Below are 12,748 nucleotides of genomic sequence, written 5' to 3'. Positions count from 1 at the left end.
CGGAATCGAGTCAGAACGACCTAACTCACGCCGCGGGCAGCTTCGGCCAGGCGACGGCGGCGAGCGCGCGCCCCACCGCGCACGGCTCCTTGCCGGTCGTCGAGTTGACGGTCAACGAGGCGAACTCGACCTCGCCGACCTTCGCGCCGGGCGCGGGGCCGAGCACCTTCTGGACCTTGCAGAGCTTCGGCGGGTACGGAGTGACCTCCGCCGCGCCCGGCGGCAGCACGTCGTTGACGAAATTGAGCAACACCGAGGACCCACCCGGTGTCACCCACTCACAACGATGCTTCGACGCGAGGACCGATCTCGTCATCGCCGCGCCGATCTCCGCGCTCACCCGCGCGTCGTCGAGCAGTGCGCAGGCGTCGACCGTGCCGAGTGAGCCCGGCCGGAAGAGCTGGTGGCGGACCTGGTTCGCCGAGACCGAGGCGACGATCCCGTCCAGCACGTCGGAACCGATCTCGCACAACGCCGGCTTCGGCACCGCGTCCGCCGCGTACCGGCTCGCGGTCGCGCGCACGGTGACCTGGTCGACGAACCGCAGGTAGTACGCGCAGTCGCCTGCACCGGACGTGGTGCCGCGCTCGGCGACGAGGCCGTGCGGGAGCTTCTTGGTTTCGTCGGGAACACGGTCGCCCGCCCGGCGGGATTCCTTGGTGCCGAGGTAGCCGACCTCGACGGTGACCTCCTTGCCGCCGACCTTGACCAGCAGTGAGCAGTAGTCGAACGACGAAAGCCCCTTGGTCGGCTCCGTGCCGCCGTGCTTGGTCGCCGAGGCCGGGTCGAGCAGGCTGCAGTAATCGACGGTGTTGAAGTCACCGAAAACCACGGTTCCGGCCAGCTGCAGGTAGTCCGGGGTCCTCCCAGGATCTTCGGGAACCGTCGCGGTGCACCCCGCCAGCGCCAGCACGGCGGCGAGCACCGCGGCGAATCTCATTCCCCGAAGTTACCTTCCACCAGGCCTTTGACCTTCGCGACGGCGTCGGCGGCCTGCGCGCCCCGCGCGCGAACCACGATCCGGTCGTTTTGGCGCGCGCCGAGCGACATGAGCGCGAGCACGCTGTGCGCGTCGGCCTCCTGCTCGCCGAGCCGGACGCTGACCTCCGCGTCGAGGTCCGCGATGCTGCGCGCGAGCAGCGCCGCGGGCCTGGCGTGCAGGCCGACGTCATTGCGCAGCCGCAGTTCGACGACGAGATCACCGTCGGCTTCCGGCAGCTCGTCGAACTCCGGCGGCGCGCCCGCCGCCGCGGCGGCGCCGGCGACGTCCGAAACCGAGGCGCCACCTTGCGCGGCGACGGCGGCCGCGACGGCGCCTTCGACCAGCGGGGCGTCGGCGACGAGCGCGGTCGACGGGTTGGGCAGCGACTCGACGGCCAGTTCGGCCGTCATCTGCGCGCTGCCGAGGTCGTAGAGCAGCACCACGCCGTCGCCGGAGTCGGCGCGCTGCGCGGCGGCGACCACTTCGTCGTAGTCGGTGCCGATGCTGCCGTCCTCGAGGCCGCCCGCGGGGATGATCACCACGTCCGGTGCCATCTGCGCGGCCAGTTCGGCCAAGCCTTCGGCGAGTTTCGCACTGTGTGAAACGAGAACCAGGCCGACGGTCACCGTGCCGCCTCCGCGAACGCGCGCAGGATCAACGCGGTCGACCGCGCGCCGGGGTCCATGTGCCCGACCGCCCGTTCACCCAGATACGACGCTCTGCCCTTGCGCGGCACGAGGTCCACTGTGGACTCGGCGCCCTGGTCGGCGGCATCGGCCGCCGCGGTCAGCACGGCCGCGATGTCCGCGCCGTCCAGTGCCGCGGCCGCTTCGGCGGCCGCCACGGCCGGTGCCAGCGCGTCGACCATCGTCGCGTCGCCGACCTCGGCCTTGCCCCTCGCCTGTACGCCTTCGAGCGCCGCGCGCAGCAGCTCGACGACGGCTTGCCCGTCTACTTCGGACTGATCGGCCGCCTTGGTCGCGGCACGCAGGAAAGCCGTGCCGTACAACGGACCCGCCGCACCGCCGACCTTCGAGATCAACGTCTTGGCCGCGATCTTCAGCACCTCACCCGGGGTTTCCGGAGTGGCGTCCGCGAGTGCCGCCACGACCACGGTGAACCCTCGGTTCATGTTCTCCCCGTGGTCGGCGTCGCCGATCGCCCGGTCGAGCTCGATCAGTTCCGTCCGATGCTCGGCGACCACGCCGGCCGCCGCCAGCACGGCCTTCGTCACCCCTTCGGCTCCACAGCCCATGGTCAGATCCCCCAGCGCAACGCGGGCGTGTTGACCGGTGCGTCCCAGAGCGCGGTGAGTTCGTCGTCGAGCTTCAACAGTGTCAAGCTGATCCCCTGCATTTCGAGACTGGTGATGTACGGTCCCACCAGTCTGCGCGCGACGGTGATCCCGCGCTCCCCGAGCAGCTTTTCCGCGATGCCGTGCGCCAGGTAGAGCTCGACCAGCGGGGTTCCGCCCATCGAGTTGGTGAACAGCAGGACCTCGTCACCCGAGCCGAACGGCAGGTCCTCGACGACGGCCGTGATCAGCCGCGCGACGAGCGCGTCGGCGGATTCGAGTGGTATCCGCTCACGCCCTGGCTCGCCGTGGATGCCGATGCCGAACTCGATCTCGTCGTCGGCGAGCTCGAAACTCGGGGTGCCCGCGTGCGGCACGGTCGGCGCGGTGAGCGCGACGCCGATCGAGCGGACCTGGCCGATCACCTTGCGCGCCAACGCTTCCACGTCATCGAGTGAGTCGCCGCGCTCGGCGGCCGCACCGGCGATCTTCTCCAGCAGCACAGTGCCGCCGACGCCTCGGCGGCCCGCTGTGTAGGTCGAGTCCTTGACCGCGACGTCGTCGTCGATCACCACGCTGCGGACTGGGGTGCCCTCGGCCTCGGCGAGCTCGGCAGCGGTCTCGAAGTTCAGCACGTCACCGGTGTAGTTCTTGACGATCAGCAGCGCGCCTGCCGGACCGGCGGTGGCCGCGACGGCGGCTTCGACCGCGTCCGGCGTCGGCGAGGTGAACACCGCGCCCGGCACGGCGGCGTGCAGCATCCCGGTGCCGACGAAGCCGCCGTGCAACGGCTCGTGCCCGGAACCACCGCCGGAGATCACCGCGACCTTGCCCTCGACCGGCGCGTCGGCGCGGATGACCAGCGCCGGGTCTTCCTGGACCCGCAGCACGTCGCCGTGGGCGAGCGCGAGCCCGCGCAGTGACTCCGCGACCACGTCCGCCGGATCGTTGATGATCTTCTTCACGACTTGCCTCCGTGCATCTTCGGACAGGGCACAGCCTGTCTACCGCGCAGCGGAGCTGACGACAACCCGTTACGGCTTCGGCAGTTTCGGCACGACGGTCTTCGCGGCCTTGACCGCCTTGGCGCAGGAGCCGTCCGCGGCGGAGTCCTTGCTGTGGTCGTTCTGGAAGCCGACCGTGACGACCTCGACCCGGTCGCCTTCGACCGGCAGGTGCGTCCACTTGACGGTGCATTTCGCGGTGCCGGTCTCCGGCTTCTGGAACGCGGTCACCCCGGGCACGTCGGCCTTGACGTAGCCGCGGCCCTCCGTGGGTGCAAGACCATCGTCGTCGTATTCGACCGTCAGCCGCTGACCGCTGCCGCTCCAGGTGCAGTGGTGCAGGTCGACGATCACCTTGTTGCCGGCGGGCGCCAGCTCCTTGACCACCGCGTCGTCCACACTCGTGCACGGGTCCAGGGTGAGCAGCGAGCCCTTCGCCACGGTGTACTTGGGCGGGTTCGCGTCACGCAGCCGCTTGACCACCTTCTCCATCAGCGTGGTCGCGGTCTTGCACGAGTCGCCGCCCTGATACGTCACGGTGACCGAGATGCCGATCCCCAGCTGCTTGGACGTCACGGCGCCGAGCGTGCACTCCGGGGCGCCGTCCTTACCGGGCCTGAGCACCTGCGGAAGTCCTGCGACGACGCCCTGCGGGTTGGACGCCTGGAGAATGCTGGTGCCCAGCTCCAGCGAGATCTCGATCTTCTTGCCGCCGACGTCCTTGACCTCAGTCCGGCACTGCGTGGGATCGGACATCCGCTGCTCGCCGGCCGTGCCCAGGTCCGCGAGCGCCGTCTTGTCGATCAGCTTGCACGTGTCGATCGCGCGCAGCGCGTCGGCGGACACCGCTTTGTCGGTGATCTCACCTGTCGGCGCGCCGTCGCCGCTCGCCGCGGGGATCGTGGTGCGCGCGAAGTTCTCCTTGCCCAGGTCGGCGCCGCAGCCGGTCAGCAGGACGGCGCCGAGCAGGAAGGCGCTGAACAAGGGCGTGAGACGGTGTCGAGGTAGCACGCGGAGCACGGTAGCGGGCTGATCGGCGGCGTGCTGGGACAACCCGGTTATTCGCCCTCTTCTTCCGGCGGGGTCACCACGATCGGCCTGACCTTCGCCCACACCACGAAGAGCAGGGTGAACACCAGCATGCCGATCCCGGCCCACAGGTTGATGTTCACGCCTGCCGCCTTCGCCAGGTCGGCGTCGGTGGTGAAGCCGATGCCCATGATCGTCAGCACCAGCCCGTACACGCCGGTGAGCAACGCGATGATCAGGCGGATGTCGAAGGCACCGGCCTTTTTGGGAGCAGACATGGCTACCTCCTAGAAGGCGATGTTGAGGACGATGGTGATGACCAGCACGATGCCGGCGAGCAGCGCGGGCTTGCGGTACCAGCCGGAGTTCTCGCCGGTGTCGTCGTGCTTGAGCGAGTCCTTCGGTGTGAGCGAATAGACGAGCCCGACGAGTTCGCTGTCCGGCTTCGGCTTGGTGGCCAGCGAAACGGCCACACTCACCAGGATGTCGACGGCGAACGCGACACCGGCGGCGACGAAGCTGGTGCCCTGCCCCTTCAGCCCGATCACCTCGGCCTGCGACAGCGCCCAGATGGTGATGGCCGATCCCGTACCGGCGACGAGGCCGATCCACCCGGCCGCCGGCGTCATCCGCTTCCAGAACATGCCCAGGATGAACGTCGCGAACAGCGGAGCGTTGAAGAAGGAGAACAGGTCCTGCAGGTAGTTCAGGATGTTCGCGGAGTTCGACGCGATGAAGGCGGTGCCGATCGCGAACACGGTGGCCGCGGCGGTGACGATCCGGCCGAGCTGGAGGTAGTAGCCGTCCGGCTTGTCCTTCTTGACGTAGGTCTGCCAGATGTCATAGGTGAACACCGTGTTGAAGGCGGACAGGTTCGCCGCCATGCCGGCCATGAACGAGGCCAGCAGACCGGCGATCGCGACGCCGAGCATGCCGTTCGGCAGCAGGTCGCGCATGAGCAGCAGCAGCGCGTTGTTGAAGGTGACGCCGCTTTCGGCCTTGCCACCGTCGAGCAGCACCTGCTTGTCCTTGACGTACTCGGACACGCTGACCGCGGCGATCATGCCGGGGATGATCACGATGAACGGGATGAACATCTTCGGGAAGGCGCCGATGATCGGCGTCCTGCGGGCCGCCGACATGCTCTTCGACGCCATCGCGCGCTGCACCTCGACGAAGTTCGTCGTCCAGTACCCGAACGAGAGCACGAACCCGAGACCGAAGACCAGGCCGAGAATGGAGAGGAAGTTGTTGCCGAAGCCGGTGAGGTTGTCACCGGGCCACGAGTGCAGCTGTTCGGAGCCGCCGGGCGAGTTGGTGACCTTGTCGACCAGTCCCTGCCAGCCGCCGACCTTGACCAGGCCGACGATCGTCAGCGGCAGCAGCGCGGCGACGATCACGAAGAACTGCAGCACCTCGTTGTAGATCGCGGCGGAGAGCCCGCCCAGCGCGGTGTAGGAGAGCACGATGAACGCGGCGGCGACGATCGATACCCAAAGCGGCCAGCCGAGCAGCAGGTTTACGACACTGGCCAGCAGGAACAGGTTCGCACCCGCGATCAGCACCTGCGCGGCGGCGAAGCTGATGCCGTTGACCAGGTGCGCGGGCTTGCCGAACCGGCGGCGCATGAACTCGGGAACGCTGCGCACCTTCGAGCCGTAGTAGAACGGCATCATCACGATGCCGAGGAACAGCATCGCGGGCACCGCGCCGATCCAGAAGTAATGGAACGTCGGCATCCCGTACTGGGCGCCGTTGGCGGACATGCCCATGACCTCGACCGCGCCGAGGTTCGCCGAGATGAACGCGAGACCGGTGACCCAGGCGGGCAGCGAGCGGCCGGAGAGGAAGAAGTCGAGGCTGCTCGACACCTGCCTCCTGGCCAGCGCGCCGATCCCCAGCACGAGAACGAAGTAGAACGCCAGCAGCACGTAGTCGATCGCGCTCGCGTCCAGTCGCAGATTCGCCTCCGCAAGGACGTGCACTCGAGCCACCTCCAGTTGTCCACCAAAAACGCTGGTATCGCGTTAATCGCGGACCCTACTGCATGGATTCAGGCTCTGCTTCCCGGCCGGGTGACAGTCCGTCGGCTGTGCTTGCCCGGCCGCACGACGAGGAACCCGGCGGCCGCGCCGGCCAGGAATCGCGGGCCCATGGATGTCGGTGATCACGCTCAGCACGACCGCGCCGACGAGCACCACCGCGGCAGGCACAGGGCGGCTCCGCTCGATCAACGCGTACACGGCCAACGCGCCGAGCGGGCCGCAGAACGCCACGGACACACCACCGGAATACGGCTGCCACCACTCCCCAACGCCATGACCGGCGAGCGCCCCCGCTGCCAGGAGCACGGCCAGGCGACCGGTACCCAGCGTCCGCTCGGCGATGGTGCCGACCACCGCGGCCAGCGCGGCCAGCCCGATGACGGACGGCAACGGATCCGGCTGAACCAGAACGGGTGAAACGAGCCGCCATACCTGGCCGGCCGCCAGCGCTTCCGGATCCCGCCGCACCGCAAGGAACAACATCGGTGGCCCCTAGGTGGTACAGCGCGGTGCATATCGCCCAGCAGGCGAGAACCACGATCGCGGCGACCGGGACACGGATCCGCACATCAGGCAGAGGCGGTAGAGCGGCGGCTCTTTCGGTCATGGCGCGAGCTTAAGAAGCCGCCACCGCCGAAACGCCCATCGTCTGTCACTGGTCTCCCGTGACAAATGGCACTGCCGTCCGGTTGGGTGGCAGTGTGTCGGCTGGGCCAAGCGTGCTGTCGATCCCCGCCCGTCCCAGCAAGTCGGCGACCAGGCGCGCTTCCGCATAGGTGGCCTCGTACCCGGATCGCCGCAACGTGCGCGCCGCTCGCTGAGCCTCGCCCAGGGAAAACCCGAGCCCGTCGCGGAACGCTTTCAGCACGTGCCCGCCACGCGCTTCCGGGTCGACCAGTTCGAGGCGGCGGGGCCCGTGCCGCGCCAACAGCTCGTCACGCACCCACGCCGCGGCAGGCTCCCAACCCCAGTCACACGAGGCTAGCCCGCAGGCGGAGCACTGCAGATCGACCTCCCATCGAAGCCTGCCGTCGCGGACGACCTGGGCGACCCAGCCTTCCGTGGGCGCGCCGCAGCGCTGGCAATCCGCAAGAAATCGGGCGGCTTGCCCGTTCGTGTCCACGGTTCACAACGTAGCGCGGGCAAGCGCCGGGCAAGGCGGGCCTGCCCGGCGGCCGGAGGCTCAGCGGTCGGTCGGGACGGCGATCTCGCCCTCCTCCTCGAGCAGCCGGGCGAGCACGTCGTCGGGCATGTAGGTGCGGTGCGGGTAGCCCATGCCCCACGAGTTGAGGAACGGCACGGCGCCGAGCTTGTCGGCACGCTCGTTGCCGAGCACGGCGTGGACGTCCTCGACGTTCTTGGCCCAGCGGAAGACCTTGAGGCCGTTCTTCGCGTCGGGGGTGTACTTCTCGCGCTTCTGCCAGTCGTCGTCGACGTACATGTCGCTCCACGTCACGTGCCCGAGCTCGACGAGCGCCTCGGCGGCCGCGCGCACCGACGTGCCGTTGTCGTCGCCGGGGTTCGTCTCGGGCCACTGGTCGCGCTTCTTGGCCGTGTCCCACAGCCAGCGCGCCGCGTAGAGGTCCGAATTGAAGATCGACATGGCACGCGACCAGCCGAAGCCGACACAGGCGCCTTCACGCCCCTGGTCGTAGAACTTCTGCCGCCCGTCGGTGTCGGGCTCGCCGCCCGGCTCCAGGCAGACGCAGTGCCCGCCGCGGATGCGGGTGAGCGACTTCGCGCCCTTCTTCGCGACGAAGAACTCGCCGGAAACGGCGTCCTTCTCCGGCTTGTCGAATTCCGCGTACCAGTTGACGCCGATGACGACCGGCACGCGCGTGGGCAGTTCGTCGGCCGCGAGCGCGGTCAGCGGATAACGCTCGACATGGCGCCAGTCATCCGGGATGAAACGGCCGAGTCTGGGGTCGGCCGGATCGGTGTCCATCGGGCGATAACGCATGGGATTCCTCCTGTCCCGTTACGGCGGGCGAGCACGGAGGCGGACGAAAACCATTGGTACGACAGTAAGTCGTGCGACTTGGTGCCACCCTCCAGCGATGACGGGCGTCCGTCATCGCTCCTCGAATTCGAGTGTGACACAGCACACAACGGCCGCGCCCTCACCTCACCTGAATGGCGCATCGATTTCCGGAAAAGTAATGATCGTGCACCATTCAACTAAGCTAATCCGTTACTTTCTCGCATCCAGGAGAGGCGCTGGCCGCGCATTAAATACGCGAAACAGGAAACGGTTCGGTCTCGGATCCACAGAGGAAAGATCACCGGCACGCCGGACCGGCCACAGGGCAGTCGAACACTGCTCGCAAGGGTGCTCTAACGGAACGTAGCGCACCGCGTTGCGCGAAAGGCTCCTTGATCCTGCCAACCTAACCCGAAAGTGGTTTCAATTCTTGACAACGGCACTCCACCCTGTAACCCTAGCCGTCCGATGTTAGGCCGAGCGGGTCTATGCTTGGCCGTACAGACCAAGGAGTCAGCATGAGTGGCGGTTCCGAGTCCGGCGGCAACTGACGCCGAACAGCCGAAAAGCAGGCGAAAAACTACCCGGGCGGGAAATCTTGCCTCTGGGTAGTTTTTTGTCATCCGGTCACCTGAAGTCGGCGATGAACGCGTAGTACTGGAAAGCCATCGGGTTCTTCTGCGAGAACTTGATGACCACATCGGTACCCAGGTCCTCCCGCTTGAGGTTGGGCGCACCCGAGTTCCTGGTCATGAACGAGTTGTCGGCCGCGGCGCCGCGGAAGATCACCTTGTGCTCGAACTTCGCGACCTTGTGCATAAAGTACACGTCGAACGTCTCCGGCTCCCGGCCGTTCATGAGATCGGCGGAGTACCCCGGCCAGCGCCACCGCACGGTGACCACGTCGCCCGCCTCGACCACGTTGCCCAAATGCACGTAGACGTTCAGCTTCGGCCGCTTGTTCCGCGAAGTGGCCCAGGTCGACGTCGCGTTGGCGCGCGTGGCATTGCGGGGATCCCTGCCATTGGCATGCAAGGCGGTGCACTCGATCCGCCGCTTGTCCCGTTCGGTCAGCGGCGAACTGCCGTAGTAGACGAGGTTGACGGCCAGATGCCTCGGCACCCCGTTGGAAGCCGCTTCCAGGATGAGTTCCCGTTTGATGTCGGCATCGCCGTTGCGCTCGATGGTCACCGTCTGCCGCCACTCGCGGACCACCACCGGCGACGCGGTGTACAGCGCGTCGGCGTATTCGTGCAGGAGCTCGATGTTCTTCCTGTTCCGCGCTCGCAACGCTTCCGTCCCGGCGAAAGCGATAGCGCTCGCGAGCAGGAAAAGCAGCGCCAGTATTGTCGCGATGGTCGTGCGCAGCCAGGCGATCCCCAGTAATTGACCCAGCAGCCCGGCGATACCGAGCAAGGGGACGACGCCGGCGAACACGCGAAGATATCCGTGCCGGTGTACCAGATTCTCCAACTCGGCGATCAAGGACAAAAACCGTTTGGTGAAGGCATTCCGGAATTCACCGCCCGCGGTCACGGACCTCCTCCCCTCGGTTCACCCATCCCAAGTCCAAGGTGTCGCTCAGGGCGTTTACACCGCTACCGAAAGCTCACTTTCGATGCGTACTCGTTGCATTGCCGGGCGGCGGCGTCCTCGTCTGGGATATGCACCCAGCCGCGGTGCTGGATGCCCGCGAGCTGCAACGTGACGAGCGGATCGAATCGGACGACATCGATGCCCTCGTAGCCGTGCTTCACCACGCAGCGGTAGATGTCGTCGGAAACCACCAACGCGACCGGCGCGTCGGTCTGCTCCAGGGCCGCTTTGACCGCGGGCGCGTCCAAGAGCCGGAAAGCGACATCGAGCGCCTCGCCGAAGTTGCCGTGGCCGTCGTAGTGGACTTCGCCGGCGTGCACCACCGCGCGCAGGCGGAAGCGGTGGTCGGGGTGGAGTGCGTCGTGGGCGGCCAGCAGTTTGGTCAAGGTGGGGATGACCGGGTTGAGCAAGGCCGTCTTCGGGACCTCGTCGACGGGGCGGATCAGCACGAGCACGCCGTCACCGCGGTCGACCAGTGCGTCGCGGTGGGCCTCGGAGATGCCGCCGGCGCGCAGGGCCTCCTCGAGCAGCTCGTACATGACACGGCGGAGTTCGGCCTTGGCCGGGTTCGTTCTCGCGGTCGAGCCTTCGATGTCCAGCGCCAGCATGACTCGGTAGCGCGGCAGATCCGGGGGCTCAGCGCTCATGTCGAAGTATCCCCTCGCCCAAGGTTCGACTGTGCAAATGCATGTGTCAGATGCACGTGCACCACGGTACCGCGTCCGGCAGTTGCTTGGGGAATTTCGGCCGGGAGACCTGCGGAATTTCTTGCCGGTGGCCTGAGCCACCAACGCCTCAGAACAGGCGGAACTCGTCGCTTTCGATACCGCGCAGCGCGTCGTAGTCCAGGGTCAGGCAGCGGATGCCGCGGTCCTCGGCGAGGGTGCGGGCCTGCGGCTTGATGATCTGGGCCGCGAAGACGCCCTGCACCGGGGCGAGCAGCGGGTCGCGGTTGAGCAGTTCGAGGTAGCGGGTGAGCTGCTCGACACCGTCGATCTCGCCGCGGCGCTTGATCTCGACGGCGACACTGCGGCCGTCGGCGTCGCGGGCCATGATGTCGACCGGGCCGATGGCCGTGGGGAACTCGCGGCGGACCAGGGTGTGGCCCTCGCCGAGGGTGGTGATGTGCTCGGCGAGCAGTTCCTGCAGGTGCGCCTCGACGCCGTCCTTCTGGAGGCCGGGCTCGGCACCGAGTTCCTGCTTGTGCTCGTGGAAGATCTCTTCGATGGTGATGACGAGCTTCTCGCCTGCCTTGTTTTCGACGATCCACGTCTTGCCGTCCTCGATGAGCCAGCACGGCGGCGTCATCCAGTTCAGCGGCTTGTAGGCGCGGTCGTCGGAGTGCACGGACACGGAGTTGTCCGACTTGACCAACAGCAGCCTGTTCGCCATGGGCAGGTGGGCGGTCAGACGGCCGGCGTAGTCGACCTGGCAGCGAGCGAGAACGAGGCGCACCCGCCGAGGGTAGGACAACACCGGAGATACTGATCGGGTGGACCCCATTGAGAGCGTGAGCTCACGCGAGGTGTATCGCAACGCCTGGATGATCGTGCGCGAAGACCGGATCCGGCGGGCTGACGGTTCCGCCGGGATCTACGGCGTGGTCGAGAAACCGGCCTACGCGCTGGTCATCCCGTTCGACGGCGACCGGTTCCGGCTGGTCGAGCAGTTCCGATATCCGCTGGGCATGCGACGCTGGGAATTCCCGCAGGGCACCGCGCCCGACCGAGCCGACGCCGAGCCTGGTGAGCTCGCCGCGCGGGAGCTGCGCGAGGAAACCGGGCTGCGAGCCGGTTCCATGGTCGAACTCGGGCTGATCGACTGCGCGCCGGGGTTCGTCAGCCAGCGCGGGCGGGTCTTCCTCGCGACCGAGCTCACCGAGGGCGAGCCCGAGCGCGAGACCGAAGAGCAGGACATGCGCAGCGCCTGGTTCAGCCGCGCGGAGGTCGAGAAGATGATCTCCACCGGCATGATCACCGACTCACAGTCGATCGCCGCCTACGCGCATCTCCTGCTCTACGAACGGGACAAGGCTTAGTCGGTCCACTCCGGCTGGCGTTTTTCGAGGAACGCCGCCATGCCTTCGCGGGCGCCGGGCAGCTGGGACGCCGCGGCCATCACTTCGAGCGCGACCGCGTAGGCGTCCTTCTCCGGACGGTCGAGCTGGGCGTAGAGCGTCTGCTTGCCCAGTGCCTTGCTCGCGCGGCTGCCCCTGGTCGCGCGGGCGAGCAGGTCGGCGACGGCCGTGTCGAGCTCGGCGTCGGGGACCACGCGGTTGACCATGCCCCAGTCGAGCGCGGTCGCGGCGTCGATGACGTCGCCGGTCAGCGCGAGTTCCATCAGCCGCTTGCGGCCGACCGCGCGGGCGACGGGCACCGCGGGCGTGTGGCAGAACCAGCCGCCTTTACCGCCGGGCAACGCGAATCCGGCCGACTCGGCGGCGACCGCGAGGTCGCACGAGGCGACCAGCTGGCAGCCTGCCGCGGTGGCGAGGCCGTGCACCCTGGCGATGACGACCTGCGGGACGGACTGCATGGTCGCCATCAGCTCGGTGCACAGCTGCAGCAGCTCGCGCACCCCCATCAGGTCACGCGACGAGACGTCGGCGAAGTCGTGCCCGGCGGAGAAGACCGGCCCGGCGCCGGCGAGCACGACGCCGGTCGCGTCCGAGTCCCCCGCCTCCAGGAACGCGACGAGCAGCTCGGCCAGGTGCTGGTCGGACAGCGAATTGCGGCGCGATGCCCGGTTCATCGTGATGGTGATGGTGTCTTCCTCGCGCTTCACGAGGATGTGCTCGTACTCAGCCATGGTCAGGGA

15 protein-coding genes are annotated in these 12,748 nt (G+C 67.7%); 1 reads left to right on the top strand and 14 read right to left on the bottom strand.

The genetic code is table 11. The features are described from left to right. Positions 1-25 precede the first annotated feature (25 nt). The 13 genes from ACFV15_RS09300 to nucS all read right to left on the bottom strand — a co-directional run bounded on the left by ACFV15_RS09300 (position 26) and on the right by nucS (position 11,386). On the bottom strand, positions 26-940 hold the full coding sequence (locus ACFV15_RS09300) for a hypothetical protein (protein ID WP_378349705.1): 915 nt from the start codon (positions 938-940) through the stop codon (positions 26-28). Next, complete coding sequence (gene dhaM / locus ACFV15_RS09295; protein ID WP_378349704.1) at positions 937-1,608, bottom strand: dihydroxyacetone kinase phosphoryl donor subunit DhaM; 672 nt, start codon at positions 1,606-1,608, stop codon at positions 937-939. The genes ACFV15_RS09300 and dhaM overlap by 4 nt, the downstream gene beginning before the upstream one ends. Continuing rightward, positions 1,605-2,237 carry a dihydroxyacetone kinase subunit DhaL gene (dhaL, locus tag ACFV15_RS09290; RefSeq protein WP_378349703.1) on the bottom strand — a complete coding sequence of 211 codons (633 nt, stop codon included), beginning with the start codon at positions 2,235-2,237 and terminating at the stop codon, positions 1,605-1,607. The genes dhaM and dhaL overlap by 4 nt, the downstream gene beginning before the upstream one ends. 2 nt (positions 2,238-2,239) lie before the next feature. Next, complete coding sequence (gene dhaK / locus ACFV15_RS09285) at positions 2,240-3,241, bottom strand: dihydroxyacetone kinase subunit DhaK (protein ID WP_378349702.1); 1,002 nt, start codon at positions 3,239-3,241, stop codon at positions 2,240-2,242. Between the two features lie 69 nt (positions 3,242-3,310). Further along, the gene (locus ACFV15_RS09280; RefSeq protein WP_378349701.1) at positions 3,311-4,291 is read right to left on the bottom strand and encodes a DUF3558 family protein; all 981 of its coding nucleotides are present in this window, start codon (positions 4,289-4,291) and stop codon (positions 3,311-3,313) included. Between the two features lie 47 nt (positions 4,292-4,338). Then, positions 4,339-4,587, bottom strand: a complete 249-nt coding sequence (locus ACFV15_RS09275; protein ID WP_378349700.1) for a hypothetical protein — start codon at positions 4,585-4,587, stop codon at positions 4,339-4,341. Positions 4,588-4,596: 9 nt separating this feature from the next. After that, the gene (locus tag ACFV15_RS09270; protein ID WP_378349699.1) at positions 4,597-6,294 is read right to left on the bottom strand and encodes a sodium:solute symporter family protein; all 1,698 of its coding nucleotides are present in this window, start codon (positions 6,292-6,294) and stop codon (positions 4,597-4,599) included. 42 nt (positions 6,295-6,336) lie between these two features. Then, positions 6,337-6,837 (bottom strand): rhomboid family intramembrane serine protease, encoded by a 501-nt coding sequence (locus ACFV15_RS09265; protein WP_378349698.1) that lies wholly within the window; start codon positions 6,835-6,837, stop codon positions 6,337-6,339. 169 nt (positions 6,838-7,006) lie between these two features. Next, positions 7,007-7,477, bottom strand: coding sequence for a hypothetical protein (locus ACFV15_RS09260; protein WP_378349697.1), 471 nt, complete (start codon positions 7,475-7,477; stop codon positions 7,007-7,009). 60 nt (positions 7,478-7,537) lie between these two features. After that, positions 7,538-8,314 (bottom strand): hypothetical protein, encoded by a 777-nt coding sequence (locus ACFV15_RS09255; RefSeq protein WP_378349696.1) that lies wholly within the window; start codon positions 8,312-8,314, stop codon positions 7,538-7,540. A 648-nt stretch (positions 8,315-8,962) separates the two neighbouring features. Then, positions 8,963-9,871, bottom strand: coding sequence for a hypothetical protein (locus ACFV15_RS09250; RefSeq protein WP_378349695.1), 909 nt, complete (start codon positions 9,869-9,871; stop codon positions 8,963-8,965). Between the two features lie 62 nt (positions 9,872-9,933). Next, a complete protein-coding gene (locus ACFV15_RS09245; protein ID WP_378349694.1) occupies positions 9,934-10,578 on the bottom strand; it encodes a hypothetical protein in 645 nt (214 codons plus the stop codon). A 148-nt stretch (positions 10,579-10,726) separates the two neighbouring features. Then, on the bottom strand, positions 10,727-11,386 hold the full coding sequence (nucS, locus tag ACFV15_RS09240; RefSeq protein WP_378349693.1) for an endonuclease NucS: 660 nt from the start codon (positions 11,384-11,386) through the stop codon (positions 10,727-10,729). Between the two features lie 37 nt (positions 11,387-11,423). Between nucS and ACFV15_RS09235 the strand changes: the two genes are divergently transcribed. Continuing rightward, positions 11,424-11,969, top strand: coding sequence for an NUDIX domain-containing protein (locus ACFV15_RS09235; RefSeq protein ID WP_378349692.1), 546 nt, complete (start codon positions 11,424-11,426; stop codon positions 11,967-11,969). Here the strand turns inward: ACFV15_RS09235 and ACFV15_RS09230 are convergent. Continuing rightward, positions 11,966-12,739 (bottom strand): enoyl-CoA hydratase-related protein, encoded by a 774-nt coding sequence (locus tag ACFV15_RS09230; RefSeq protein ID WP_378349691.1) that lies wholly within the window; start codon positions 12,737-12,739, stop codon positions 11,966-11,968. The genes ACFV15_RS09235 and ACFV15_RS09230 overlap by 4 nt on opposite strands. Positions 12,740-12,748 lie beyond the last annotated feature (9 nt).

It is taken from the genome of Amycolatopsis sp. NPDC059657, assembly GCF_042734395.1.
Taxonomy (GTDB): Bacteria; Actinomycetota; Actinomycetes; order Mycobacteriales; family Pseudonocardiaceae; genus Amycolatopsis.
The sequence above is the reverse complement of the archived record's forward strand: the minus strand, read 5'-3'. Positions and strand labels throughout refer to the sequence as shown.